Source organism: Pseudomonas sp. PDM10 (assembly GCF_014852295.1).
GTDB lineage: Bacteria > Pseudomonadota > Gammaproteobacteria > Pseudomonadales > Pseudomonadaceae > Aquipseudomonas.
The window spans coordinates 577339-602522 of record NZ_JACVBJ010000006.1 but is presented as its reverse complement, the minus strand read 5'-3'; the positions used below and the strand labels follow the sequence as shown (position 1 = coordinate 602522).

Annotated in this window: 24 protein-coding genes; 11 read left to right on the top strand and 13 right to left on the bottom strand. The window is 58.5% G+C overall.

Features of this window, described 5'->3' with window-relative positions; all coding sequences use genetic code 11:
* Positions 1–19: 19 nt before the first annotated feature.
* Both IB252_RS23040 and IB252_RS23035 read right to left on the bottom strand, forming a co-directional pair.
* The gene (locus IB252_RS23040) at positions 20–241 is read right to left on the bottom strand and encodes an FmdB family zinc ribbon protein (RefSeq protein WP_010457489.1); all 222 of its coding nucleotides are present in this window, start codon (positions 239–241) and stop codon (positions 20–22) included.
* 136 nt (positions 242–377) lie between these two features.
* Positions 378–716, bottom strand: coding sequence for a ribbon-helix-helix domain-containing protein (locus IB252_RS23035; RefSeq protein WP_192410362.1), 339 nt, complete (start codon positions 714–716; stop codon positions 378–380).
* A gap of 464 nt (positions 717–1180) precedes the next feature.
* Here IB252_RS23035 and IB252_RS30465 point away from each other — a divergent pair, with 464 nt between their 5' ends.
* Positions 1181–1783 (top strand): cold-shock protein, encoded by a 603-nt coding sequence (locus IB252_RS30465; RefSeq protein WP_111451443.1) that lies wholly within the window; start codon positions 1181–1183, stop codon positions 1781–1783.
* Between the two features lie 70 nt (positions 1784–1853).
* On the opposite strand, the gene IB252_RS23025 is transcribed toward IB252_RS30465, so the two are convergent.
* Together IB252_RS23025 and IB252_RS23020 are read right to left on the bottom strand one after the other, a co-directional pair.
* Entirely contained in the window at positions 1854–2060 is a 207-nt protein-coding gene (locus tag IB252_RS23025; RefSeq protein WP_008147392.1) for a SlyX family protein, read from the bottom strand.
* A gap of 3 nt (positions 2061–2063) precedes the next feature.
* Positions 2064–2489 carry an HIT domain-containing protein gene (locus IB252_RS23020; RefSeq protein ID WP_192410361.1) on the bottom strand — a complete coding sequence of 142 codons (426 nt, stop codon included), beginning with the start codon at positions 2487–2489 and terminating at the stop codon, positions 2064–2066.
* Between the two features lie 272 nt (positions 2490–2761).
* On the opposite strand from IB252_RS23020, the gene IB252_RS23015 reads away from it, so the two are divergent.
* Both IB252_RS23015 and IB252_RS23010 read left to right on the top strand, forming a co-directional pair.
* Entirely contained in the window at positions 2762–3220 is a 459-nt protein-coding gene (locus IB252_RS23015; RefSeq protein ID WP_192410380.1) for a hypothetical protein, read from the top strand.
* A 183-nt stretch (positions 3221–3403) separates the two neighbouring features.
* On the top strand, positions 3404–4735 hold the full coding sequence (locus tag IB252_RS23010; protein ID WP_192410360.1) for an OprD family porin: 1332 nt from the start codon (positions 3404–3406) through the stop codon (positions 4733–4735).
* Between the two features lie 63 nt (positions 4736–4798).
* Here IB252_RS23010 and IB252_RS23005 read toward each other — a convergent pair whose 3' ends face one another.
* Both IB252_RS23005 and IB252_RS23000 read right to left on the bottom strand, forming a co-directional pair.
* Positions 4799–5641 (bottom strand): mechanosensitive ion channel family protein, encoded by an 843-nt coding sequence (locus tag IB252_RS23005; RefSeq protein ID WP_192410359.1) that lies wholly within the window; start codon positions 5639–5641, stop codon positions 4799–4801.
* A 136-nt stretch (positions 5642–5777) separates the two neighbouring features.
* Positions 5778–6263 (bottom strand): YajQ family cyclic di-GMP-binding protein, encoded by a 486-nt coding sequence (locus tag IB252_RS23000; protein WP_007906601.1) that lies wholly within the window; start codon positions 6261–6263, stop codon positions 5778–5780.
* A gap of 141 nt (positions 6264–6404) precedes the next feature.
* Here IB252_RS23000 and IB252_RS22995 point away from each other — a divergent pair, with 141 nt between their 5' ends.
* Genes IB252_RS22995 through IB252_RS22985 form a run of 3 tightly spaced genes read left to right on the top strand, consistent with a single transcriptional unit; the run spans position 6405 to position 9988 of the window.
* Entirely contained in the window at positions 6405–7322 is a 918-nt protein-coding gene (locus tag IB252_RS22995) for a putative 2-dehydropantoate 2-reductase (protein WP_192410358.1), read from the top strand.
* Positions 7323–7367: 45 nt separating this feature from the next.
* A complete protein-coding gene (locus tag IB252_RS22990; RefSeq protein WP_192410357.1) occupies positions 7368–9404 on the top strand; it encodes a HAMP domain-containing sensor histidine kinase in 2037 nt (678 codons plus the stop codon).
* A gap of 2 nt (positions 9405–9406) precedes the next feature.
* Positions 9407–9988 (top strand): cob(I)yrinic acid a,c-diamide adenosyltransferase, encoded by a 582-nt coding sequence (locus tag IB252_RS22985; protein WP_192410356.1) that lies wholly within the window; start codon positions 9407–9409, stop codon positions 9986–9988.
* Positions 9989–10102: 114 nt separating this feature from the next.
* Here the strand turns inward: IB252_RS22985 and IB252_RS22980 are convergent, their stop codons facing one another.
* From IB252_RS22980 to secA, 4 genes are all read right to left on the bottom strand, one after another.
* Positions 10103–11053 (bottom strand): Nudix family hydrolase, encoded by a 951-nt coding sequence (locus tag IB252_RS22980; protein ID WP_192410355.1) that lies wholly within the window; start codon positions 11051–11053, stop codon positions 10103–10105.
* A complete protein-coding gene (locus IB252_RS22975) occupies positions 11050–11682 on the bottom strand; it encodes a glutathione S-transferase (protein WP_192410354.1) in 633 nt (210 codons plus the stop codon). Before IB252_RS22975 ends, IB252_RS22980 begins: the two co-directional genes overlap by 4 nt.
* A gap of 173 nt (positions 11683–11855) precedes the next feature.
* Positions 11856–13073, bottom strand: a complete 1218-nt coding sequence (gene argJ, locus IB252_RS22970) for a bifunctional glutamate N-acetyltransferase/amino-acid acetyltransferase ArgJ (RefSeq protein WP_192410353.1) — start codon at positions 13071–13073, stop codon at positions 11856–11858.
* Between the two features lie 122 nt (positions 13074–13195).
* Positions 13196–15931: a preprotein translocase subunit SecA gene (secA, locus tag IB252_RS22965; RefSeq protein WP_192410352.1), complete on the bottom strand. Its 2736-nt coding sequence runs from the start codon at positions 15929–15931 to the stop codon at positions 13196–13198.
* A 307-nt stretch (positions 15932–16238) separates the two neighbouring features.
* Between secA and IB252_RS22960 the strand changes: the two genes are divergently transcribed.
* Positions 16239–16694, top strand: coding sequence for a DUF721 domain-containing protein (locus IB252_RS22960; protein ID WP_008147416.1), 456 nt, complete (start codon positions 16239–16241; stop codon positions 16692–16694).
* A gap of 125 nt (positions 16695–16819) precedes the next feature.
* On the opposite strand, the gene IB252_RS22955 is transcribed toward IB252_RS22960, so the two are convergent.
* The gene (locus IB252_RS22955) at positions 16820–18307 is read right to left on the bottom strand and encodes a helicase HerA-like domain-containing protein (RefSeq protein ID WP_192410351.1); all 1488 of its coding nucleotides are present in this window, start codon (positions 18305–18307) and stop codon (positions 16820–16822) included.
* 189 nt (positions 18308–18496) lie between these two features.
* Between IB252_RS22955 and IB252_RS22950 the strand changes: the two genes are divergently transcribed.
* The 4 genes from IB252_RS22950 (at position 18497) to IB252_RS22935 (ending at position 23527) form a co-directional block, all read left to right on the top strand.
* Entirely contained in the window at positions 18497–20386 is a 1890-nt protein-coding gene (locus tag IB252_RS22950) for a methyl-accepting chemotaxis protein (protein ID WP_111451432.1), read from the top strand.
* A 258-nt stretch (positions 20387–20644) separates the two neighbouring features.
* Positions 20645–21766: a glycosyltransferase family 4 protein gene (locus tag IB252_RS22945; RefSeq protein WP_192410350.1), complete on the top strand. Its 1122-nt coding sequence runs from the start codon at positions 20645–20647 to the stop codon at positions 21764–21766.
* The gene (locus IB252_RS22940) at positions 21759–22535 is read left to right on the top strand and encodes a DUF2334 domain-containing protein (RefSeq protein ID WP_192410349.1); all 777 of its coding nucleotides are present in this window, start codon (positions 21759–21761) and stop codon (positions 22533–22535) included. Before IB252_RS22945 ends, IB252_RS22940 begins: the two co-directional genes overlap by 8 nt.
* Positions 22532–23527 (top strand): lysylphosphatidylglycerol synthase transmembrane domain-containing protein, encoded by a 996-nt coding sequence (locus IB252_RS22935; RefSeq protein ID WP_111451429.1) that lies wholly within the window; start codon positions 22532–22534, stop codon positions 23525–23527. The genes IB252_RS22940 and IB252_RS22935 overlap by 4 nt, the downstream gene beginning before the upstream one ends.
* A gap of 216 nt (positions 23528–23743) precedes the next feature.
* Here the strand turns inward: IB252_RS22935 and IB252_RS22930 are convergent, their stop codons facing one another.
* A complete protein-coding gene (locus IB252_RS22930; RefSeq protein WP_192410348.1) occupies positions 23744–23905 on the bottom strand; it encodes a hypothetical protein in 162 nt (53 codons plus the stop codon).
* Positions 23906–24039: 134 nt separating this feature from the next.
* Entirely contained in the window at positions 24040–24888 is an 849-nt protein-coding gene (purU, locus tag IB252_RS22925; RefSeq protein ID WP_111451428.1) for a formyltetrahydrofolate deformylase, read from the bottom strand.
* Positions 24889–25184 lie beyond the last annotated feature (296 nt).

The window sequence follows — 25184 nt, the reverse complement described above, 5'->3', positions numbered from 1 at the left end:
TCAACTCAGGTTCAAGACCCTAGTCAGCTTTGTCGCCGCCGGCCAGATTCTTCTTGGAACCGGTCTTGAAATCGGTTTCGTACCAGCCGGTGCCGCTAAGGCGGAAGCCCGGCATGGACAGCATCTTCTTAAGCTCTGGCGCCTGGCAGGCAGGGCAGTCGACCAGCGGTGCTGCGCTGATCTTTTGAATGGCTTCCAACTGATGACCACAGGAAGCACATTGATAGTCGTACATCGGCATGGGGGTTGTCTCGGCGATCAGATTGCTACCGCACACGCTGGGTTTTGCGGCAAAGAGCGGGATTATATCCATTAAATGCAGCCTGTGCAGCCGTAAGACTGCACAGACCGACACTCTACCCGTTCCACCCCTGTGGTTAAGGCATGGCGACGCAGCCGCCTTCCTTCAGGCTGTGCACGACGCACACAACCCGCACCAACCCGGTGAAGTTCTTGACCCCGCCGTGACGCAAATGCACCTCGCGGTCCACATGGGACAACAGCGCACTGACGGTACAGCAGTTGATCTTGGCCATATCATTCAAAATATCCCAGTACACCTGTTCAAGTCGCAAGCAGGTGGCAAAACCATTCAAGCGCACTGATCGGGATAAAGGCTGGGCCAGGCCCATATCAAATTCGCTGACGAATGGATCGATCCTTATCTCCTTGACCGGACCGACCCTCCCCTCGTTTCTCCTGTCTTCGTCATCCATTTCGTTGACACTCCTTAGCCGTCCTTGCCTTCTTTAAGAGCAATATCTGTTGCCCTATAGAAGCGCAGGCGCAAAGGTATATCCAGATGACTTTATGACCATCAACGTAGGAGAAGCCAACAATTGAAGAGCGATCATGGAGACCGTCCTAGGCCGGACGTTTTCCTACATAGTCAGACGCCATTTGACTAGCGCGAAATGGGTTTAAAGAGACAAGAGGTCGAACGCAAATAACGCCAACGAACGTTATTTGCGACAAATCGACTCTCAGAGCACCGCTGGACTGCCTGATTTGAGTAGCTGCAGGCTTTGCTGTTAAATAGGCAGTGTGTCGCTACCGCCTATTTTCCGGGGGCTGCGCATAGGCTGATGCCGGGTACGTGTCCAACGCCTCCTATTGTTCTGAAGCGAACCGTGCTCACTCAGCTCTTCCTTGTGATCCGTCTTAACGTGAGTTACTCAAAATGTTGAAAATTGTCCACCTGCTAATGGGCGCAGCAGCCTTGCTGCTGTCCTTCATCCCTAGCCTGCGATCCGAAGCCGTACCTTACCTGCAACAACCTGATGCGTTGTACCTGGCCTTTTTCGGCCTGCTCAACCTCACCCTCGCTCCTGTTATCCCTTACTGGAACAAAGGCCCGCGTCATCAATTGCAAAACCTGGTCAGCGCCCTGCTGGTTCTGGCCGTCGTCCTGCAAACCCTGACGCTGATCGCGCCGATGCCTGTCATTGCCGGTCAACCTGCTGTTCTGTTCAGCCTGGTCGCGGCCCTGATTGCCGTTCTTCTGCACCTGGCCATCAGCTTCTACAAATCTTCACCGGCCGCCGCCTCGCCAAGCTATGACATGAGCAACCGCGATACCGGTACCGTAAAGTGGTTCAACACATCCAAAGGCTTCGGCTTTATTTCCCGTGATTCCGGCGATGATATTTTCGTGCATTTCCGGGCCATTCGTGGCGAAGGTCACCGCGTCCTGGTCGAAGGCCAGCGTGTGGAGTTCTCTGTCATGAACCGTGACAAGGGCCTGCAAGCCGAAGATGTGATCGCCGCACTGCCGCGTCGCTGATTCAAGGCTAAAAAAAACCGCGAACAGCCTGGCTGTTCGCGGTTTTTTATTGCCCGTCAGTTGATCACACTCAGTAATGCGGCGGTGGCGCTTCTTCTTCAAACGTCTCGAACTGACCGGCCATTTCCTCTTGCCGTTTGAGCAAGGCGGCCATTTGCAGTTGCAGGCGCTCAACCGCACGCTGCTGCGTCGCCAGCACATCACTCAATGCCTGGATGGTGTCATCCTGAAACGCCAGCTGGCTCTCCAGATCGGTAACGCGTGCTTCCAGGCTCATGATTCAACCCTCCAGAAACGTAAAATCATCGGTCAATACCAGGCGCAACCGCTCGCGAATCAACGCGATCTGCTCTGAGTTATAAAGCTTGGCTGGGTGTTTACCCCAGACCGGCGCTGGCCAGGCGGCGTCCTCACGCTTGCGCACAATCACATGCATGTGCAACTGACTGACGACGTTGCCCAGGGCCGCGACATTCAATTTGTCCGCGTCGAACGAATCCTTGAGCATCTCCGCCAGTGCGGTTGTTTCCCGCCACAGCTGCTGTTGATCTGCGACATCCAACTGAAATATCTCACTGATATCGTCGCGACGTGGCACCAGAATGAACCAGGGGTAGTTCGAATCATTGGACAGCAGCAACCGGCACAGTGGGAAATCCCCAATCGGTAACGTGTCTTGTTGAAGTCGTGGATCTAAAGCGAACACTGCGCGCACTCCCGCCTGGTCATCAATTTCAGCTTAGCGTCCATCTCAAGAGACGGCGCACCAAGCGACAGGACGGCAGCATACCTGCGAACGCCGCTGGCTTCACGATCAACCATGGTCAAAGCCAACCCGAGAAACTACAAACGACCGGTCACGCGCCCCGACATGAGTCATTTTCGCTCAGTCCGCACCATTACAGAACCGGCAGCCACACAAAAAACGCCGGACTGACTGATAAACAACGACGCGTTCGAATTTGGCAGACGGCCGCATTGTATGAATTCAGCACAGCGATTAAAATTTTTTGCACCAAAACCGCACAGTGCGTCTACGCTGAGTCGGTCAGGCATCCGCCATTTACTCACTGGTGGGGTGAACCGGTAACGTTTTGGGTTGTCACGCAGTCGGCCACAAGGGTACAACACGATGCAAACCATGGCGTCAAGCCCGAACAAAACGTGCTTGAACACCCCGGTTTTATGAGGTTTTTACAGCGACAGGCAGGCTTTCAGAAAAAAAACCAGCAGGATTCTGATTTGTGCACGCTTGTTGCATTCACACCCACATCGCCTCTAAAGCGTCCGCTGGAAGTGGAAGCCTTAAGGCAAATAAAAACAGTGGCAGGGTTGCCCGATGGAGATTCAAGCGTTTCACCAGGGACTCTTTTTACCGATGCTCAGGCCCTGGAAACAACGCTAAAAGTTGTCAGTCCGCTTGCGTCGGGGCTGTAAATTTGCGACATCTACCAAGCCGTTTGCGACAGGGTCGTAAAGAAGCTGAAAGGTTAGATACGCAAGTATCGCCAACATGGTCGGCGTGATATAAGTTTGCGCCGACACAAAAAGAAAGAGCCGCCCAGATAATAAATCAGGTGGGACGGCAGTACTCTTCTAAAACCAAAGGAGCAAATCACGATGCGCGTGATGAAGTGGAGCATGATCGCACTGGCAGTTGCAGCAGCAGCCAGTACTCAGTTGGCAGTAGCCGCACCTTTCGTAAGCGACCAGGCAGAAGCCAAAGGTTTTGTTGAAGACAGCAAGCTCGACTTGCTAGTTCGCAACTACTACTACAACCGTAACAAGAAAGACGGCGCAACCGACGACAAAGACTGGACCCAGGGCATCCAGGGCATGTTCAGCTCTGGCTACACTCAAGGTCTGATCGGTGTTGGCGTTGAAGCTTGGGGTCAACTGGCCATTAAACTGGACGGTTCCGACAAATATGCCGGTACCGGCAACATGTCCGTGGACTCTGATGGCGAAGTTAACAACAGCCAGGGCAAGGCCGGCGCTGCCGCCAAGTTCCGCATCTCCAAGACCGAGCTGAAAATCGGCGACATGCAGCCAAGCACTGCCCCAGTGTTCGCTGTTGGCGGCTCCCGTATCCTTCACCAAACTGCCACCGGCATCCAGCTGCAGAGCAGCGAAGTCAAAGACCTTGACCTCGAAGGCGGCCACTTCACTTCGGCGACCAGCCAAGACAGCAACGCCCGTGACGGTAGCCTGTGGGCTAACTACGCTGGAGTGGAAGCCAACTCCATCGACTACGTCGGTGGCAAGTACGGCATTACTCCAGACCTGAGCGTTTCGCTGTACGGCGCGAAACTGGAAGACATCTGGAACCAGTACTACGCCAACGCGAACTATACCCTGGCACTGGGTGGCGACAACTCGATCAACTTCGACGGTAACATCTACAACACCAAGGACACCGGTGACGCTAAAGCAGGCGAAATCAGCAACACCGCCTACTCGCTGGCCGCTGCTTACTCGTTCCTAAAAGCGCACACCGTCACCCTGGGCTTCCAGAAAGTGAATGGCGATACTCCGTTCGACTATGTTGGTGTGGGTAAAAACAACCGCGGTGGCGACTCGATCTTCCTCGCCAACTCCATCCAGTACTCTGACTTCAACGCCCCTGGCGAAAAATCGGTACAAGTCCGTTATGACCTGAAAATGGCCGAATACGGCGTACCTGGTCTGAGCTTCATGACCCGTTACGTGAAAGGTTGGGACATCGACGGTACCAACACACCGGCGGGCAGTGCCTACACCGGCTTCTACGGTGCAGATGGCAAACACCACGAAACCAACGTCGAAGCCAAGTACGTCGTTCAAACCGGCCCGGCCAAGGATCTGTCCTTCCGTATTCGTCAAGCATGGCATCGCGCCAACCATGACGACGCGTTTGAAGGTAACATCGACGAGTTCCGCCTGATCGTCGACTACCCGATTTCGGTTCTTTAATTGCCGAAAGCTAGTTCGCGGTAATAAAAAAAGGCCCATCTTCGGATGGGCCTTTTTTGTTGCTTACTGCACCGCAGATTCCTGAACCACTCGAATCACCCGCTGCGGAAACGGAATATCGATACCGGCCGTTTTCAAACGATCACGGGACTGTTCGTTGAACATAAACATCACGTCCCAGTAATCCGCCGTCTTCACCCACACTCGCAGGGAAACAGTAATCGAACTGTCGCCCAAGGTAGAAATCACCGCCTGAGGTGCCGGATCAGCCAAAACACGCTCGTCTTTGGCCAGGTCCAGCAAGACTTGACGAGCCTTCTGCAGGTCCGCTTCGTAATCAACGCCCACATCAAACACAACTTTGCGCGTCGGTTGACGGTTAGTGTTGGTGATGATGCCGTTCGACAGATTACCGTTAGGCACGATGATGGTTTTGTTATCGCCGGTGCGCAGCACGGTGTGGAAGATCTGAATGCTGTCGACAGTGCCGGCAACACCTTGGGCTTCGATCCAGTCACCAATGCGGAACGGGCGGAACAACAGAATCAGCACACCACCGGCGAAGTTCGCCAGGCTGCCCTGCAAGGCCAGACCGATCGCCAGGCCGGCGGCACCGATGGCTGCGACGAAGGATGTGGTTTCCACGCCGATCATCGAGGCGACGCTGACGATCAGCAGAACCTTGAGAATAATGTTCGCCAGGCTGCTGATGAAACCCTGCAGCGCCAGGTCGGCGTTACGCAACGCCAGCAGGCCGCCAAGCTTTTGCGTGACCTTGTTGATCAGCCACCAGCCGACGGCCAGGGTAATCACCGCCAACAGCACACGGCTGCCGTATTCCATGATCATCGGAATCCAGGCTTGGGATGCCTTGACCAGGTTGTCCACTTCAGCATTCAAATCCATCTACATTCTCCTGGGTTAAGCACAATCCGGGTGGGAGCGGGCTTGCTCGCGAAGAGGGCGTATCAGTCGACATTACTGTTGAATGACACACCGCTTTCGCGAGCAAGCCCGCTCCCACAGGGTTCCCGCTTGAAAGTCAGTCGCGGAAGTTGTTGAACTGCAGCGGCATGTCGAACGTCTTGGCGCGCAGGGCCGCGATGGCTTCCTGCAAGTCATCACGTTTCTTGCCGGTAATGCGCACTTGCTCACCCTGAATGGCAGCCTGAACCTTGAGCTTGGCGTCTTTGACATGAGCGACGATTTTCTTCGCCAGCTCTTTGTCGATGCCTTCCTTGAGGACCGCTTCCTGCTTCATCAGCTTGCCCGACGCATACGCATCCTTGACTTCAAGGCACTGCACGTCGATTTTGCGCTTGACCAGGGCCAGCTTGAGGATCTCAATCATCGCTTCGAGCTGGAAATCGGCTTCAGCGGTCAGGTTGACGGTCAGGTCCTTTTCCTTGAACTCGAAGGTGCCTTTGCCTTTCAGGTCATAACGACGATCGAGTTCCTTGACGGCGTTCTCGACCGCGTTGGTGACTTCGTGTTTGTCCAGTTCGGATACCACGTCGAACGACGGCATGTAATCTCTCCAATAAAAGGGCATGCTCGATCACGATGGAGCACGCCTGGCTTGCGGTTAAAATCCGCGCTGATTATAACGGGTCTTTCCCATCATTCACTGCGAGCCTCCCATGCGCGCGATAAACAGAGCAAAAAGCTGATGTCCACCACCTGGCATGTTCTGGGCGCCGGTAGCCTTGGCACCTTATGGGCCACTCGGCTGGCGCGAGCCGGTGTGCCGGTCAAGCTGATCGTGCGGGACGCTGCACGCTTAGCGGCGTATGAGGCGGCGGGTGGGTTGACGCTGGTCGAACACGGTGAAGCGAAGTGCTACCCGGTGCCCGCCGAGACACCCGACAACAATGAACCGATCAACCGCCTGCTGGTGGCCTGTAAAGCCTACGATGCCGAGAAAGCCGTGGCCCAACTGGCACCGCGCCTGGCCCCCGACGCCGAGCTGATCCTGTTGCAGAACGGCCTTGGCAGCCAGGACGCTGTCGCCACACAGGTGCCGCAGGCGCGCTGCATTTGTGCGTCGAGCACCGAAGGTGCCTTTCGCGATGGCGACTGGCGCGTGGTATTCGCCGGCCACGGTTACACCTGGCTGGGGGATGCCGGGCATCCCGTGGCGCCGATCTGGCTGGATGACGTGAGCGCCGCCGGTATTCCCCACGAGTGGAGCACCGATATTCTGACCCGGCTGTGGCGAAAACTGGCGCTCAACTGTGCGATCAATCCGCTGACCGTGCTGCATGATTGCCGCAATGGCGGTTTACAGGAACACCGCTGCGAAGTCGCCACCCTTTGCGGCGAATTGACCGAGTTGCTTGAGCGGTGCGGTCAGCCAGCAGCGGCCGAGGACCTTCAACAGGAAGTCGAACGGGTGATTCACGCAACCGCCGCCAACTACTCTTCGATGTACCAGGACGTCGCGAACCAGCGCCGCACCGAAATCAGCTATCTATTGGGTCACGCCTGCAAAGTCGCCGCGAGGCATCAACTCAACCTGCCGCACCTCAATCAACTTGAACAAAGGTTGATCACCCATCTGCACAGCCTTGGATTGCCCAGCGACTGAGCAGCGGCTACGCTGGCCACTTGTTCCTTTTCAGCGATGAACCTGATGCCATTGCGCCAGCGCCTTGAAAACCTTCCGGTCGGCCAGAAATTGCTGGCCGCCCTGCTGGTGCTGTTGACCACCGTCCTGCTGGTCGCCAACCTGACCTTTATCAGCGCCGCGTACTACATCTCCCAGGAAAGCATGGCGCCTCAGGCCTTGCAGACCATCGGCCGCCTGGTGTCCAACCCCAGCCTGGTGTCCGAAGCCTTGCAGTCACCGCAAAGCGCCGAACGCCTGCTCAATGAACTCAACAGCTATTCACCACTGCGCGCGGCGGCCCTTTATGACGGCAAGGGCGAGCGTCTGGCACAGTTGCAGCATGGAGAGCATCTGAGCCTGCCAACGCATTACCGGCACATTGAATCCTGGCAAGTTACCGAGTTTCGCAGCAATCAAATCATCACCCTGCCCCGCCCCGGCACCGCACCTGGCCACCTGTTACTGGTCGCCAGCAGCGAACTGCCAATGGCGTTCTACACCGGGACCCTGACCGCCAGTCTCGGGATTCTGATCTTCAGTGTGCTGTTGTGGCTGGTGATTGCCCGACAAATCAAACGCCTGATCACCCGGCCAATTCATCAGCTCGAAGAGCTGTCCCGGCAAGTGACCCGGGAAGAGAACTACGCCCTGCGCGCCTCCCGCGGTAACCATGACGAAATCGGCAGCCTCGCCGAGGCGTTCAACACCATGCTCTCGCGGATCGAAGCCCGGGAGCAGCAACTCAAGCGGGCCCGGGACGATTCCCAGGCGGCGTATGACCAGGCTCAGGGCCTGGCCGAAGAAACCCGCCATACCAATCGCAAACTGGAACTCGAAGTTCAGGTGCGCAGCAAGATCGAGAAGAAGCTCACCGGTTTCCAGAACTACCTCAACAGCATCATCGATTCCATGCCCTCGGCGCTGATCGCCCTTGATGAACAGCTCTATGTGACGCAGTGGAATCAGGAGGCCAGCGCCCTCTCCGGCACGCGCCTCGACGAAGCCTTGAACCAGCCGATCTTCCTGGCCTTCGAACCGCTCAAGCCGTTTCTGCCGCAACTCAAGCAAACCGTCGAGCAGCACACAGTGGCCAAGATTGAACGGGTGACGTGGCTCAAGGACGACGAACCCAAGCACTACGCCCTGACGTTCTACCCGCTAATGGGCGGTGCCGGGCGCGGTGTGGTGATCCGGATCGACGACATCACTCAGCGCCTGTCGCTGGAAGAGATGATGGTGCAGTCGGAAAAAATGCTCTCGGTCGGTGGCCTTGCCGCGGGCATGGCTCACGAGATCAACAACCCGTTAGGCGCGATCCTGCACAACGTGCAAAACATTCGCCGACGCCTTTCGCCTGATCTGCCGAAGAACCTCGAACAAGCCGAGCAAATCGGGATCGCGCTGGAAACGGTCAACAAATACCTGCAAGCGCGCGAAGTGCCGCAGTTGCTCGACGGCATTCAACAGGCGGGTGCCCGGGCAGCGAAAATCGTCACCCACATGCTCAGCTTCAGCCGCCGCAGTACCCGGCAAATGGCCCCCTGCGACCTGCCGGCGCTGATCGATCAGGCAGTGGAAATCGCCGGCAACGACTTCGACCTGGCGATCGGTTTCGACTTCAAGGGCCAGGCGATCATTCGCCAGTTCGATCCAGCGTTGGGCCCCGTGCCCGGGACCGCGAACGAACTGGAGCAAGTGCTGCTCAATCTGTTGAAAAACGCCGCTCAGGCGATTCACCAACGTGAAGACGACCGCGAGCCAGGACGGATCATTCTGCGTACCAAACTGAACCCGCCGTGGGCGGAAATCCAGGTGGAGGACAACGGCGTCGGCATGAGCGAGAACGTGCGCAAACGCACCTTCGAGCCGTTCTTCACCACCAAGGAAATCGGTCAGGGCACCGGCCTTGGCCTGTCGGTCTCGTATTTCATCATTACCAACAACCACAAGGGCCAGATGGAAGTGCAATCGACCCTGGGCCAAGGCACGTGTTTCACCTTGCGCCTGCCCTTGGCGGGCACGCCGCTCGTCTCTCAAGAACTCAATCAGCTATCGAGGTAACCATGGGCTTTCGCTTGTCGAAGATTTACACCCGCACCGGCGACAAAGGCGAAACCGGGCTGGGCGACGGCCGCCGCGTGCCTAAGGACCATCCGCGGATCGAAGCCATTGGCGAAATCGATACGCTGAACAGTCAGGTGGGTGTGCTATTGGCCGGGTTGGCAACGGAAAGTGGCGAGTATCCGGGCTTGAACGAAGTGATCGAGGTTTTGGCGCCTTGCCAGCATCGGTTGTTTGATCTGGGCGGCGAGCTGGCGATGCCGGTGTATCAGGCACTGAACACGGCAGAAGTCGAACGACTGGAAGCCGCGATCGATGTGTGGAATGAAGAACTGGGGCCGCTGGAGAATTTCATTCTGCCAGGTGGCTCGGCGTTGATTGCCCAGGCGCATGTGTGCAGATGCCTGGCGCGCAGTGCCGAGCGGCGGTGTCAGCATTTGAATGCAGTCGAACCGTTGGCCGGGGTTGGGTTGGCGTATATCAATCGGTTGTCGGACCTGTTGTTTGTGGTGGCGCGGTTGATTGCCAAGCGGCAAGGGATTGCCGAGATTTTGTGGCAACCGGCGGTGAAACCTCAGGGTTAACCAGCGCCTGTCAGGACGCCATCGCGAGCAGGCTCACTCCCACAGTTGACCGAGTTCTTCCTGAAGAAATGCGATCCAATGTGGGAGCGAGCCTGCTCGCGAAGAGGCCAGCCGCTACACCAAAGAATCAGGCCAAAACGCCCGGATCCCCGCCGCACCCTGTGCGCCCGCTTCCCAGGCTTTCTGAAGATCCGCCGGGCCAACACCGCCGAGCAAGAACACCGGCTTGCTGAAACCTTCGATCAATGCGCAAGCCTGCTCCCAACCCAGCGGCTGAGCACCCGGATGAGTCAGGGTCGGTTGCACCGGTGACAAGGTCACAAAATCAACGCCCATCTGCTCGGCCAACGCCAGCTCTTCAGCGTTATGGCAGGACGCCGCCAGCCAGCGCGACGCCGGTAACGGGCGGCCAGCCGCCGCGTATTTGCGCAACTGCGCGGAGGTGATGTGCCAACCGGCAGACGGGAAATCTCCCAACCACTCGAACGGTCCCTTGATCATCAACTGCGCCTTGCCCGCACACAGCCCCGCCGCGTCCACCGCCAGGTCACGGTACTTCGGATCGTAGCCGTTGGGTGCTCGCAACTGGATCAGCTTGATGCCGCCGGCAATGGCTTTTTGAATACCGCGCAGCAAGGCCGGGGTTTCCAGGTCTTCCGGGGTAATCAAATACTGCGCGGGTAACCGTGCAGCCGCGACAATCGGCTGATTGGCCGCCGGGAATTCGTAGTTCAGCAGATCCCGGGGCGCGACCCATTCCAACGGCTGGCCTTCGGCACCGTGCGGTTCGCCGGTAAAGGCCGACACTTCCCAAACGTCCAGCAACACTTGCTTGTCCGGGTAATCGTGTCGGACCTTGATCAGCGGGCGAGCCGCGTTGACCACGATGCCCAGCTCTTCAAGGAGCTCGCGAGCCAGGGCGGTTTCGACGGATTCGTCGACCTCGACCTTGCCACCAGGGAATTCCCACAGGCCACCCTGGTGCTGGGTGTCGGCACGGCGGGCAATGAGGATCTTGCCACTGCCATCACGGATAACAGCGGCAGCTACGTGGACTCGTTTCACCGTTCTACTTCCTCCAGTCCCGCCTTCTGCCAAGCCTTGAAGGCCGGCCATTGATAGAGGGTGTCGACGTAGGCCGCGTCCGCTGCGGGCAGCCTCACCTGATAGGTGCGCAGGCGCACGGCGATCGGTGCGAAGAAGGCATCCGCCAGGGTCGCGCTGCCAAACAGGTACGGACCGGTTTCGGTGGCGACGGCGCGGCACTCGGCCCACAACGCCAACATACGCTCGATGTCGGCCTGGACGTCAGCCGGTGTCGGCGACAGCGCAGCGTCGTGACTCAAGTCGAATGGCATGTTGCCGCGCATGGCGAAGAAACCGCTGTGCATCTGCGCGCACGCCGAACGCGCCTGCGCGCGGGCAGCGGTGTCTTCGGGCCAGAGGCCGGCGCCGGGGAACTGCTCTGCCAGATACTCGGCAATCGCCAGGGAGTCGGCGATGGTGCCGTGTTCGGTTTTCAGCAACGGGACTTTGCCGGCCGGCGAGTGCTTGAGCAGGCGCTCACGCGTATCCGGCTGGTTCAGCTTGATCAGTTCTTCGGTGTAGGGGGCGCCGGCCAGATCGAGGGCCAAAGCGGCACGCAGGGACCAGGAGGAATGCAGTTTGTCGCCGATGATCAGGTGAAGGCTCATGTTCGGGACCTTTTGATGGAGGGAACAAGCCAGTCTATGCAGTGACTGACAGACCGCTTCGCGAGCAGGCTCGCTCCCACATTTGATCCTGCTGTACACAAAACCTGTGTCCACTGAAGATCCCTGTGGGAGCGAGCCTGCTCGCGAATGCAGCGACTCGGTCTAACGGTTGGTTACGTGCGGTATTCGGCGTTGATTTTCACGTATTCGTGGGACAGGTCGGTGGTCCAGATGGTTTCGCTGCAATCACCGCGACCCAGCTCGATACGGATGGTGATTTCTTCCTGCTGCATCACGGCCGCGCCCTGGGCTTCGGTGTATGTCGATGCACGAGCGCCATGGCTGGCGATACACACTTCACCGAGGAACACGTCGATCTTGCTCACGTCCAGATTCGGTACGCCGGCACGGCCCACGGCGGCCAGAATGCGGCCCCAGTTCGGGTCGGAGGCGAACAGTGCGGTCTTGATCAGCGGCGAGTGAGCCACGGTGTAACCGACGTCCAGGCATTCCTGGTGATTGCCGCCACCGTTGACTTCAACGGTCACAAACTTGGTCGCGCCTTCGCCGTCACGAACGATGGCCTGGGCCACGTCCATGCACACTTCGAACACCGCCTGTTTCAGCTTGGCGAACAAATCACCGCTGGCTTCAGTGATTTCCGGCAGTGCTGCCTGACCAGTGGCGATCAGCATGCAGCAGTCGTTGGTCGACGTGTCGCCGTCGATGGTGATGCGGTTGAACGACTTGTTGGCACCGTCCAGCAGCAGGTTTTGCAGCACGTCGCGGGAGACTTTGGCGTCGGTGGCGATGTAGCCGAGCATGGTCGCCATGTTCGGGCGGATCATGCCCGCGCCTTTGCTGATACCGGTGACAGTGATAGTCACGCCGTCATGCTGGAACTGGCGGCTGGCACCTTTGGGCAGGGTGTCGGTGGTCATGATGCCGGTGGCGGCAGCTTCCCAGTTGTTGACCGACAGGTCGTCGAGGGCGGCTTGCAGGGCCCCTTCGATTTTCTCGACCGGCAGCGGCTCGCCGATCACACCAGTGGAGTACGGCAGCACCAGGCTGGCGTCGACGCCGGTCAGCTCAGCCAGTTTGGCGCACGTGCGCTCGGCGGCGGCAAGGCCGGGTTCGCCAGTGCCGGCGTTGGCATTGCCAGTATTGGTCAACAGGTAACGCACCGGACCTTGCACACGCTGCTTGGCCAGGATCACGGGAGCCGCGCAAAAGGCGTTCAGGGTGAACACGCCAGCGACCGTGGAGCCTTCGGCACAGCGCATGACCACAACATCCTTGCGCCCAGGGCGCTTGATGCCAGCCGAGGCGATACCGAGTTCAAAACCGGCAACCGGGTGCAACGTTGGCAACGGACCAAGACCAACAGCCATGAATGCGCTCCTTAATAAATGATGTCAGCACCGCTTTCAGGAAGAACGGTGGTTTGAATGGCAAAACGCCGCGACGGCATAAGCCGGTCGCGGCGCGGGTATTTCAGCGTATGAAACGGGTTTTACTGGATCTGCCCGTGGCAATGCTTGAACTTCTTGCCCGAACCGCAGTAGCAAAGTTCGTTGCGGCCCAGCTTCTGTTCATTGCGTACCGGCGCGGCGGCAAGGGCGACATCGACCTCTTCACCCAGCAGTTCCGGTTGCTCAAGCCCCGGTGCTTCGTCGTGCTGGAACTGCATGCGCGCAGCCAGCGCTTCGGCTTCCTGACGCAGGCGTTGCTCTTCTTCGATCGGATCTTCGCGGCGAACCTGAACGTGGGACAGCACACGGATCGAGTCGCGCTTGATCGAATCCAGCAGCTCGGAGAACAGCGTGAAGGACTCGCGCTTGTACTCTTGCTTCGGGTTCTTCTGTGCATAACCACGCAAGTGAATGCCGTGACGCAGGTGATCCATGGTCGACAGGTGGTCTTTCCACAGGTCGTCGAGCACACGCAGAACGATTTGCTTCTCGAAGCTGCGCAGCGCTTCGGCGCTCGCCTGCTCTTCTTTCTCGTTGTACGCGGCCAGTAGCTCGGTCATGAGCTTCTCGCGCAGGGTTTCTTCGTACAGGTGATCGTCTTCGTCGAGCCATTTCTGGATCGGCAGCGCCACACCGAAGTCGCTCTGCAACGCCGCTTCCAGACCGGCCACGTCCCACTGCTCAGGCAGCGATTGCGGTGGAATGTGTGCGCTGACGGTGGCGTTGAGCACGTCCTGACGGAAGTCGGCGATGGTTTCACCGATGTTGTCGGCGGCCAACAAACTGTTACGCATGTGATAGATCACTTTACGTTGTTCGTTGTTGACGTCGTCGAACTCGAGCAGTTGCTTGCGAATGTCGAAGTTGCGGCCTTCAACCTTGCGCTGAGCCTTCTCGATGGCGTTGGTCACCATGCGGTGCTCGATCGCCTCGCCAGGCTGCATGCCCAGGGCCTTCATGAAGTTCTTCACCCGATCAGAGGCGAAGATGCGCATCAGGCTGTCTTCCAGCGACAGGTAGAAACGGCTGGAACCGGCGTCACCCTGACGACCGGCACGACCACGCAGCTGGTTGTCGATACGGCGCGATTCGTGACGCTCGGAAGCAATCACCTGCAAACCGCCCGACTCGAGCACTTGCTGGTGGCGTTTCTGCCAGTCGGCCTTGATCTGGGCAATTTGCTCAGGGGTTGGCTCTTCCAGCGAGGCCACTTCCACTTCCCAGTTGCCGCCCAACAGGATGTCGGTACCACGACCGGCCATGTTGGTGGCGATGGTCAGTGCGCCTGGGCGACCGGCCTGGGCAATGATCTCGGCTTCTTTTTCGTGGAACTTGGCGTTCAGAACCTTGTGTTCGATGCCTTCTTTCACGAGCAGGCTGGACATGTGTTCCGACGTTTCAATGGTTGCAGTACCCACCAGCACCGGACGGCCCTGGGTCATGCATTCCTTGATGTCGTTGATGATCGCCGCGTATTTCTCTTCGGCGGTCAGGAACACCAGGTCGTTGTAGTCTTTACGCGCCAGCGGTTTGTTCGGTGGGATAACCATCACCGACAGACCGTAGATCTGGTGGAATTCGAACGCTTCGGTGTCAGCGGTACCGGTCATGCCGGACAGCTTGTTGTACAGACGGAAGTAGTTCTGGAACGTGGTCGAGGCCAGAGTCTGGCTTTCGGCCTGAATGTTCAGCCCTTCCTTGGCTTCGATGGCCTGGTGCAGGCCTTCGGACAGACGGCGACCCGGCATGGTACGACCGGTGTGTTCGTCGACCAGGACAACCTGACCATCCTGCACGATGTATTCGATGTTGCGATTGAACAGTTTATGAGCGCGCAGACCGGCATAAACGTGAGTCAGCAGACCGAGGTTGTGCGCCGAGTACAGGCTCTCGCCTTCAGCCAGCAGGCCAACGCGGGTCAGCATGTCTTCGATGAACTGGTGACCGGCTTCGTTGAGCTCGACCTGACGGGTCTTCTCGTCGACGGTGTAGTGGCCGGCCTTGGTGACTTCGCCTTCAACTTCTTCGATGTGCAACTCAAGCTGCGGGATCAGTTTGTTGATCTCGATGTACAGCTTGGAGCTGTCCTCGGCCTGACCGGAAATGATCAGCGGGGTACGGGCTTCGTCGATGAGGATGGAGTCGACTTCGTCGATCACGGCAAAATTGAGTTCGCGCTGGAATTTTTCTTCCATGCTGAACGCCATGTTGTCGCGCAGGTAGTCGAAACCGAATTCGTTGTTGGTGCCGTAGGTAATGTCGGCGGCGTAAGCAGCGCGCTTCTCTTCCGGCGGCTGGAATGGTGTGACCACGCCGACCGTCATGCCGAGGAATTCGTAGAGCGGACGCATCCAGTTGGCGTCACGACGGGCCAGGTAGTCGTTCACCGTCACAACGTGCACGCCCTTGCCGGACAGTGCGTTGAGGTAAACGCCCAGTGTTGCCACCAGGGTCTTGCCTTCACCGGTACGCATTTCTGCGATCTGGCCTTCATGCAAGGTCATGCCGCCGATCAACTGGACGTCGAAGTGGCGCATACCCATGACGCGCTTACCGGCTTCGCGGGCGACCGCAAAGGCTTCTGGCAGCAGCTTGTCGAGGGTTTCCCCTTTGGCGATGCGGGCCTTGAACTCGTCTGTCTTGGCACGCAATTGATCGTCCGAAAGGGCCACCATTTGCTCTTCGAAGGCATTGACGAGTTGCACCGTCTTGAGCATGCGTTTGACTTCACGCTCGTTCTTGCTTCCAAAAAGTTTCTTTAACAAAGGCGCAAACATATCGGCAGGATCTTCCACACTAAAGGGATGGAGGGCGGCCCCGTGAGTCGCCCGAGCAGCCCTCATGGCCGCATGCGAACGAGCATTCTACCCGGAAACGGTGGTGAGGAAAGTGGCGTTATTCCACGATGCTGGCTCAGCGCTGTGACGGGGCTCACTTAAAATAAGGGCTTTTTGCTGAACTTCAAGCCATTCACGGCAGAAGTTACTTGTTGATTTAATGGGTAAAGCGCTCGCAAAGCAATGGCTCGGGTGCATCCGGTGCTTTCTGCTACCATGGCCGCTCTGTTACTTCAGGTGTCTGATCATGGCATTTCGCCCTCTTACGGCCAGAGCACCCGCCGTCCTGCTTCGCGAAGCCAAACCGCTGAAAGCCATCTTCGGCCACGCTCAACGCCTGGGTCATTTACAACGTCTGCTGGAAAGCCAATTGCAACCCGCCGCCCGCGAGCATTGCCATGTGGCGTCGTGGCGCGAAGGCAGTTTGTTGCTGATAGTGACCGACGGTCATTGGGCGACCCGCCTGCGTTATCAGCAAAAGCGTCTGCAACGGCAATTACAGATGTTCGACGAATTCGCCAGTTTGACGCGGATTCTGTTCAAGGTTCAGCCTCCTACGGTTCAGCAAGGGGCGGCTGGCCATACCATCAGCTTGTCGACCGATGCAGGCGCGACCATTCAGGCCACGGCCGACGGGATCAGCGATCCGAATCTTCGGGCGGCGCTGGAACGGCTGGCGGCGCACGCCAAACCCAAGACCTGACTCCTTCTTACCGATCGTTCCCACGCTCTGCGTGGGAATGCCTCTTGTGACGCTCTGCGTCACGCTTTGGGACGCGGAGCGTCCCTGGCTGCATTCCCACGCAGAGCGTGGGAACGATCAATGAATCAGCGGCGTTTGCTGCTGCCGAGCAACGAGCCCATCAGACCGCGTACCAACTGTCGGCCCAATTGATTGGCCGCCTGGCGCATCGCTGATTTCAGTGCCTGCCCCGCCGCGGTGCCGAGGAATTCCCCGGCCTTGTCGGTGAAGCTTGGCTCTTCGGCTGTCGGTTTCCCCGGAACAGCGTCAGGTTCTGGCGCCAACCCTTTGCGCCCCATCAACACTTCATAAGCCGATTCACGATCGATGGGTTTGTCATACCGCCCCTTAAACGGCGAACCGGCGATCAGCACCGTGCGTTCAGTCTCGCTCAGCGGCCCGATCCGCGATTGCGGCGGTGCCACCAACACCCGCTGGACCATCTCCGGCGTGCCCTTGTCCTGCAACGTGCCGACCAACGCCTCACCGATCCCAAGCTCGGTCAGTACCGCCAAGGCATCGAACGCCGGGTTCGGCCGGAAGCCTTCGGCCACCGCTCGCAAGGATTTCTGTTCCTTGGCGGTGAACGCGCGCAGGCCATGCTGAACGCGCAGACCGAGCTGGGCCAGCACGTCATCCGGCAAGTCGCCCGGAGATTGCGTGACGAAATACACACCAACGCCTTTCGAGCGTATCAGCCGCACCACCTGCTCAAGACGTTCCTGCAAGGCCTTTGGCGTACCGGCGAACAATAAATGCGCTTCGTCGAAAAACAACGCCAGCAGCGGTTTGTCCGAATCCCCGCGCTCCGGCAATTGCTCGAACAGTTCCGCCAGCAACCACAACAGGAACGTCGCGTAGACCTTCGGCGCTTCATGCACCAGACGGCTGGCATCAAGCAGGTGAATGCGCCCACGCCCCTCGGCGGTCGGCTGCAGAATGTCTTCGAGTTGCAGCGCCGGCTCACCGAACAGCGCTTCGGCGCCCTGCTGTTCAAGGGTCGCCAGACGCCGCAACAGTGCCTGACTGGAACCGGTGGTCATCAGCGCAGCGTCGTCACCCAGCAATTCGGGGTTGTCACGCAGGTGATTGAGCAGTGCCTTCAGGTCCTTGAGGTCCAGCAACAACAGCCCTTCACGGTCCGCCACCTTGAACGCGGCGTACAGCGCCGACTGTTGACTGTCGGTCAGCTCCAGCAGGCTGCCAATCAATAACGGCCCCATTTCACTCAAGGTTGTGCGCAACGGATGACCGGACTGACCGTGAATGTCCCACAGGGTCACCGGATACGCTTGAGGCGTGTGGTTCAGCCAGGGCATCCCGGCGATCCGCTCGGCGATTTTGCCTTGAGGGTTGCCGGCGGCGCCCAGACCGCACAGGTCACCCTTGATATCGGCGGCGAACACCGCCACGCCGGCATCGCTGAAGGCTTCGGCCATCCGTTGCAAGGTGACCGTTTTGCCCGTCCCGGTAGCGCCCGCGATCAAACCATGACGGTTCGCCAGACGCATGGCCTGGGCAATCGGCTGCCCGGCGAGGTCAGCACCGATAACGAGTTGTAATGAGTCAGGCATTTTGTCACCCATGGTTAATCTTTGATCCTTCACGGCCGATAGAAATAAGCGAGAGACCCAATTGAAAGCAAGGTCCGACATTCCCCTATGGAGAGCAGGAATTACCGACTCGCTCCATTGCGCACTCATTTTGCGCGCATCAGCAGCAACGCGCCCCGAACAATAAGACCTTAGCGGACACCCCGAGCCATGAACAAAAATCTGCGCTTCAGCCATAAAATCCTGCTGGCCGCCGCCCTCATCGTCATTGCCGCCTTCGCCTCGTTCACGCTGTACAACGACTATTTGCAGCGCAATGCGATACGCCGCGATCTGGACAACTACTTGCAGGAAATGGGCAGCGTCACTGCAAAAAACATTCAAACCTGGCTGGCCGGTCGCAGCCTGCTGATCGAAAACCTGTCGCAAACCGTTGCCTTGAACGCAGATACAGCCAATGTTTCCAACCTGCTGGAACAGAAGGCCGTGTCGTCGACCTTTATGGGCGCCTACCTGGGCAACAAAGATGGCACCTTCATCATTCGTCCGGACAGCAAGATGCCCGACGGTTATGACCCTCGTGCCCGCCCCTGGTACAAGAGCGCGCAAAGCACCAGCGGTTCTGCCCTGACCGAGCCCTACATCGACCTGGCTTCTGGCCAGTTGGTGATTTCCATCGTTAACAGCGTACTCAAGGACGGTCAAAACATCGGCGTGGTGGGCGGTGATTTGAGCTTGCAGGTGATCACCGACAGTCTCAACGCTCTGGACTTCGACGGCATGGGTTATGCCTTTCTGGTCGGCGCCGACGGAAAAATCCTGGTCCACCCGGACAAAGCGCTGGTGATGAAGTCCCTGAGCGAGGCGTACCCGAAAAACACCCCGCGTATCAGCAGCGACTTCAGTGAAGTCGACGTCGACGGCAAGACTCGCATCGTGACCTTTACCCCGATCAAAGGGCTGTCCTCAGTCAACTGGTACATCGGTCTGTCGGTGGACAAGGACAAAGCCTTCTCCAAGCTCAGCGAATTCCGCGCCTCGGCGCTCGTTGCGACGGTGATTGCCGTGGCCATCATCATCGCGCTGCTGGGCATGCTGATCCGCATTCTGATTCAGCCGCTGCACGTGATGACCCGCGCCATGGCAGACATCGCCGACGGCGAAGGCGACCTGACCAAACGCCTGACCATCGTGAACAACGACGAATTCGGTGTCCTCGGTACCGCGTTCAACCGCTTCGTGGAACGCATTCACGGTTCGATTCGTGAAGTGTCGTCGGCCACAGGGCAAGTCAACGAAGTGGCGCTGCGGGTAGTGGCCGCCTCGAACTCGTCGATGTTCAACTCCGACCAACAGGCTTCGCGCACCAGCAGCGTGGCCGCGGCAATCAACCAGCTCGGCGCCGCGGCTCAGGAAATCGCCCGTAACGCCGCACAAGCATCGAGTCAGGCCAGCGATGCCCGCAGCCTGGCCGAAGATGGCCAGCAAGTGGTGGATCGCAGCATTGTCGCGATGAATCAGCTGTCGAGCATGCTCAGCGCCTCGAGCACCAACATCGAATCGCTGAACAGCAAAACCGTGAACATCGGGCAGATTCTCGAAGTGATCACCAGCATCTCCCAACAAACCAACCTGCTGGCGCTGAACGCGGCCATCGAAGCGGCGCGCGCCGGTGAAGCCGGACGTGGTTTTGCCGTGGTGGCCGATGAGGTGCGCAACCTGGCGCACCGCACTCAGGAATCGGCGCAACAGGTGCAGACCATGATCGAGGAGCTGCAAATCGGCGCCCGCGAATCCGTCAGCACCATGAGCGACAGCCAGCGCCACAGCCAGGACAGCGTCGAAATCGCCAACCTGGCCGGCGAGCGGTTGAACAGCGTGACGTTACGTATAGGCGAGATTGACGGGATGAACCAGTCGGTGGCCACGGCGACCGAAGAGCAGACTGCCGTGGTGGAGTCGATCAATGTGGACATTACCGAGATCAACACACTGAATCAGGAAGGGGTGGAAAACCTGCAGTCGACGTTGCGGGCGTGTGCGGATCTTGAGCAGCAGGCGGCGCGGCTTAAACAATTGGTGGGCAGTTTCAGGATCTAAACATCAAAATCCACCCCTCACCCCAGCCCTCTCCCCACGGGGGAGAGGGGGAAAGGGAGCCGATCTTCAAGCTTTTCAAAACCTGAGTTCACTTCGGTAACTCAGGTCGATGTAACTCAAACAAACAGCTCGGTCAGTCCCCTCGCCCCCTGGGGAGAGGGTTAGGGTGAGGGGGACGATCGACGCCCCGCCACAAAACCCCAACCGAACATCTATCCTTCATAAAGGTCAACCAAGGGAGAACAACGGACCGGAGGGATGTTCATCGTGCATATCGCTGACATAACCATGTTCTACGCCCCTGCCAGCGGTGGCGTGCGCACTTATCTGGATGCAAAACACCGTCGCCTGAGCATCAAGCCGGGCATTCGCCACAGTCTGTTGATTCCTGGGGCTTACTTCAGTGAACAAGATGGCGTCTACACGGTTCCGGCCCCCGCCCTGCCCTTTGGCAAAGGCTATCGCTTCCCTCTCCGTCTCGCGCCATGGCGCAATGTTCTGCAGGATTTGCAGCCCGACCTGATCGAGGTCGGCGACCCCTACCTCACCGCATGGGCGGCCCTCGATGCCCGGCGGCAACTCGATGTCCCGGTGATCGGCTTTTATCATTCGGACTTGCCGCTGCTGGTCAGCAATCGCATGGGCAACTGGGTCACCACCAACGTCGAAGCTTATGTCAGCAAGCTCTATGGCAACTTCGATCGGGTTCTGGCCCCCAGCCAGGTCATGGCCGACAAACTGATCGGGCTGGGGGTCAAGAACGTTTTCGTGCAACCGTTGGGCGTCGACTTGCAAACTTTCAATCCCACGGCACGAGATTCGGGCCTGCGGGCCGAATTGGGCATTGATGAAAACACTCATTTACTGATCTTCGCCGGGCGCGGCTCCAAGGAAAAAAACCTGCCAGTGCTGCTCGACTGCATGAAACGCCTGGGTCGACGCTATCACCTGCTGTTGGTAGGTTCGTCGATGCCGGCCGTGGTACCGGACAACGTCACCGTGATCGATGAGTTCTGTCCGGCGGCACAGGTGGCGCGGTTGATGGCCAGCGCCGATGCGCTGCTGCACGCCGGCGACCAGGAAACCTTTGGCCTGGTGGTTCTTGAAGCCATGGCCAGTGGCATTCCGGTGGTGGCCGTGGCGGCCGGGGCCTTTCAGGAAATCATCACCGATCAATGCGGCCTGCTCTGCCCGCCGAATAATCCATTGGCGATGGCCAACGCGGTCCGCGAGCTGTTCAGTTCGGGCAGCGTGGTTTTGGGCAAACAGGCCCGTTGCCATGTCGAGCGGCATTACTCTTGGGACACGGTGGTCGACAGCCTGCTGGGGCATTATCACGCCGTGCTCGACAGCCACTGGCCGCTGACGGCCAATGGTTGAGCCCATGAACCCGCCCAGCCTGTTACTCGTGCTGCACGACGTCGCACCGCAAACCTGGGCCGATTATCAACCCTTTGTCGAAGCCGTCGACGCCCTGGGCGAGGTGCCGATGACCTGGTTGGTGGTGCCCAATTTCCACAAACACAACGATCTGGAGGAGCATCCGGGATTTCGACGTTTGCTCACCCATCGTATCGCCCGAGGTGACGAACTGGTATTGCACGGTTACTTTCATTGCGATGAAGCGCCCACTCCCACTACACCACGAGACTGGTTCATGCGCCGGATCTACACCCACGAAGGCGAGTTTTACAGCCTGTCTCAAGATGCCGCCCTCGCCCGCCTGCGCGCCGGCATCGAAATGTTCCACCGTTATCACTGGCCGCTGGAGGGCTTCGTCGCCCCGGCCTGGTTGATGAGCGAAGGGACGCGCCAGGCCTTGCGCCAGTTACCCCTGAGTTACACCAGCGACTCGCAGCATCTGTATCGCCTGCCGGACTTCACCGCGGTCGACGCGCCGGGACTGGTCTGGAGTGCGCGCAGTGCCTGGCGCCGAGGGCTGTCGAAGCTCGTCAGCGATCAACGCGAACAACGCTGGCAGCAAGCACCGGTGATTCGTCTTGGCCTGCACCCGGTGGATATGCGCCACGAGTTCTCGCGCACTTACTGGCTGCAAACCCTCAAGCGCTTGCTCGACGAGGGACGTGTGCCGATGACCAAGGCACGCTGGCTGGCGCTGCAAAGCGACCGTATGGGTCGCGCCGCATGAGTCGCGGGATTCTGCTGCTCGTCGCGCTGCTCGCTGCGGTGCTGATTCCGTCGCTGCTGGGCGGTACCGAAACCTGGTCTCGACTGCAAAGCTTTCCGCTGACATGGTTACTGATCATGTTCGGCATGATCCTGCTGTGCTGGGTGCTGAACACGATGCGCTTGCGCCTGTTGCTCGGGGATCAGCGCGACAAGGTGAGCCCGTTCAGAAGTCTTGGGGTGGTGATGGCCGCCGAGTTCGCTTATTGCGCCACACCGGGTGGCAGCGGCGGGCCGCTGACGATCATGGCGTTGTTGGCGCGCCATGATGTGCGTCCGGCCAGGGGCAGCGCCGTGTTTGCCATGGATCAGTTGAGCGATTTGCTGTTCTTTCTCTGCGCGCTGAGCGCAATCCTGATTTATGCGTTGTTCCAGCACCTCAGCCAACGCATGGAATGGCTGCTGACCGTCAGCGCCATTTCGATGTTCGGCGGGTTGTTCAGTTGCGTGGCGGTCGCCCGCTACCATCGCGTGCTGATTCGTTTGAGCGGTCGGGTGCTCGCTCGCCTGAATGTCAAAACCACCACACGCCTGCGCTGGGCACGAAAACTCCTGCACTTTCTGGCGGCGTTCACGGACACACTGAAGCTGCCCTTTCAGACGCTCATCACAGTGTTTGCCCTGACGTGCCTGCATTGGATCTTGCGCTATAGCGTGCTGTATCTGGCATTGCGTGGGCTTGGGGCGGATTTGCAGTGGGCCTGGAGCTTTCTGATCCAGATGCTTTCGCTGAGCGCGGGGCAGTTCAGCCTGTTGCCGGGCGGTGCCGGGGCGGCGGAGTTGACGTCGGCGGCGCTGCTGGCGCCAATGGTGGGAAAATCCACCGCGGCGGCGGCGATTCTGATCTGGCGGGCGGTGACTTATTACTTCTATTTGCTGGTGGGCGGGCCGGTGTTTTTACTGATGCTCGGGCGACCGCTGCTCAAAAAACTGATGAAATTCAAACAAGCCTGAAAGATCGCAGCTCGCGGCAGCCCCTACATGGAGATTTGCAGCGCCGATTCGGGCCTCATCGCGAGCAGGCTCGCTCCCACAGGGGATCTTCGGTGTGGCATCGGACCCATGTGGGAGCGAGCCTGCTCGCGATGACGGTGGATCATTCACCGAAAATATCCATGAGCTGCCGGAGGCTCGGGCCGCGTTCGGACGATCTTTTTAGGCCTCTGCGATTTAATCGTCGGACTCCGGATTCAAATGTTCCCACAACTCGGCGGCACCGGGAAACTCCGTGCCGTCTTCGGGGTTCATGTCATCCGGGTCGTAACGACTCAAACACCCCTCGCCCAACGTGGCAGGAGCCTTGGATGTGGCTTTGTCCAGTGGATCGGCCATGGTCATGTCCTCGTTCTGTAGATCGCTCCCACGCTCTGCGTGGGAATGCAGCCCGTGACGCTCCGCGTCACTGGACGCGGGGCGTCCCTAGAGGCATTCCCACGCAGAGCGTGGGAACGATCAGCAGCAAGCTGTCAGAACACGACGGTTTTGTTGCCGTGCACCAGCACCCGGTCTTCCAGGTGATAACGCAGACCACGGGCCAATACCATCTTCTCGACGTCCCGGCCGAAACGCACCATGTCGTCAATGCTGTCACTGTGGCTGACGCGAACGACGTCCTGTTCGATGATCGGACCGGCATCCAGCTCTTCGGTCACGTAGTGGCAAGTAGCACCAATCAACTTCACGCCACGCATCGATGCCTGGTGATACGGCTTGGCACCGACAAACGAAGGCAGGAAGCTGTGGTGAATGTTGATCACCTTGTGAGCGTATTCGCGGCACAACTCAGGCGGCAGGATTTGCATGTAGCGGGCCAGTACGACCACTTCGGCGTCGTGCTGTTTGACCAGTCGCGAGACTTCGGCGAAGGCCGGCTCTTTATCCTGCGGATTGACCGGTACGTGGTAATACGGAATCCCGTGCCACTCGACCATGCTGCGCAAGTCGTCATGATTGGATATCACGCAGGAAATTTCGCAATCCAGCTCATCACTGTGCCAGCGGTGCAACAAGTCGGCGAGGCAGTGAGACTCGCGACTGGCCATCAGTACCACGCGCTTTTTCTGCTCGGTATCGGTGATGCGCCAGTCCATCGAGAACTCTTCGGCAATCGGTGCAAACGCTTCTCGAAAGGCATCGATACCGAAGGGCAGCGAATCGGCACGAATTTCGTGACGCATGAAGAACCAGCCACTGAGGTTGTCCGAGTGATGGCTCGCTTCAGTGATCCAGCCGTTATGTGACGCCAGAAAGTTACTGACTTTAGCAACGATACCGACGCGGTCCGGGCAAGCAATCACCAGCCGAAAAGTGCGCATGAGGGTAAAACTCCAGAACTTCGCAAAGGCGGCCATTCTAGCGATTGCGCAGCAAAACTGCAGTATTGATGACGGTTGGTCCGACACAAAGGTAAGCGGCACAGGTTCTGGCAGCACCTGCAACCCGCGCGATGGTGTTCCTGTTGCCCATCTTCAAGTGCCCAATTGTGAATATTCGTGATGACTGCATCACACTATTTAACTACACCGGTAATTTATGCCTACTCACCGTAACTAATTTAAATAAAACTCCGGTTATATGTTTACTTGATGAAACACCCTGACTATTATTGCCG

Excerpts from the sequence above, each read along its gene's own strand:
- IB252_RS22960 (WP_008147416.1), top strand. The coding sequence starts at position 16,239 with ATGGCATTTCGCCCTCTTACGGCCAGAGCACCCGCCGTCCTGCTTCGC.
- IB252_RS22940 (WP_192410349.1), top strand. The coding sequence starts at position 21,759 with ATGGTTGAGCCCATGAACCCGCCCAGCCTGTTACTCGTGCTGCACGAC.
- argJ (WP_192410353.1), bottom strand. The coding sequence starts at position 13,073 with ATGGCTGTTGGTCTTGGTCCGTTGCCAACGTTGCACCCGGTTGCCGGT.
- IB252_RS30465 (WP_111451443.1), top strand. The coding sequence starts at position 1,181 with ATGTTGAAAATTGTCCACCTGCTAATGGGCGCAGCAGCCTTGCTGCTG.
- IB252_RS23000 (WP_007906601.1), bottom strand. The coding sequence starts at position 6,263 with ATGCCGTCGTTCGACGTGGTATCCGAACTGGACAAACACGAAGTCACC.
- IB252_RS23040 (WP_010457489.1), bottom strand. The coding sequence starts at position 241 with ATGCCGATGTACGACTATCAATGTGCTTCCTGTGGTCATCAGTTGGAA.
- secA (WP_192410352.1), bottom strand. The coding sequence starts at position 15,931 with ATGTTTGCGCCTTTGTTAAAGAAACTTTTTGGAAGCAAGAACGAGCGT.
- purU (WP_111451428.1), bottom strand. The coding sequence starts at position 24,888 with ATGCGCACTTTTCGGCTGGTGATTGCTTGCCCGGACCGCGTCGGTATC.
- IB252_RS22975 (WP_192410354.1), bottom strand. The coding sequence starts at position 11,682 with ATGAGCCTTCACCTGATCATCGGCGACAAACTGCATTCCTCCTGGTCC.
- IB252_RS22935 (WP_111451429.1), top strand. The coding sequence starts at position 22,532 with ATGAGTCGCGGGATTCTGCTGCTCGTCGCGCTGCTCGCTGCGGTGCTG.
- IB252_RS22990 (WP_192410357.1), top strand. The coding sequence starts at position 7,368 with ATGCCATTGCGCCAGCGCCTTGAAAACCTTCCGGTCGGCCAGAAATTG.
- IB252_RS22945 (WP_192410350.1), top strand. The coding sequence starts at position 20,645 with ATGTTCATCGTGCATATCGCTGACATAACCATGTTCTACGCCCCTGCC.
- IB252_RS23035 (WP_192410362.1), bottom strand. The coding sequence starts at position 716 with ATGGATGACGAAGACAGGAGAAACGAGGGGAGGGTCGGTCCGGTCAAG.
- IB252_RS22955 (WP_192410351.1), bottom strand. The coding sequence starts at position 18,307 with ATGCCTGACTCATTACAACTCGTTATCGGTGCTGACCTCGCCGGGCAG.
- IB252_RS23025 (WP_008147392.1), bottom strand. The coding sequence starts at position 2,060 with ATGAGCCTGGAAGCACGCGTTACCGATCTGGAGAGCCAGCTGGCGTTT.
- IB252_RS23010 (WP_192410360.1), top strand. The coding sequence starts at position 3,404 with ATGCGCGTGATGAAGTGGAGCATGATCGCACTGGCAGTTGCAGCAGCA.
- IB252_RS22985 (WP_192410356.1), top strand. The coding sequence starts at position 9,407 with ATGGGCTTTCGCTTGTCGAAGATTTACACCCGCACCGGCGACAAAGGC.
- IB252_RS22930 (WP_192410348.1), bottom strand. The coding sequence starts at position 23,905 with ATGGCCGATCCACTGGACAAAGCCACATCCAAGGCTCCTGCCACGTTG.
- IB252_RS22995 (WP_192410358.1), top strand. The coding sequence starts at position 6,405 with ATGTCCACCACCTGGCATGTTCTGGGCGCCGGTAGCCTTGGCACCTTA.
- IB252_RS22950 (WP_111451432.1), top strand. The coding sequence starts at position 18,497 with ATGAACAAAAATCTGCGCTTCAGCCATAAAATCCTGCTGGCCGCCGCC.
- IB252_RS23005 (WP_192410359.1), bottom strand. The coding sequence starts at position 5,641 with ATGGATTTGAATGCTGAAGTGGACAACCTGGTCAAGGCATCCCAAGCC.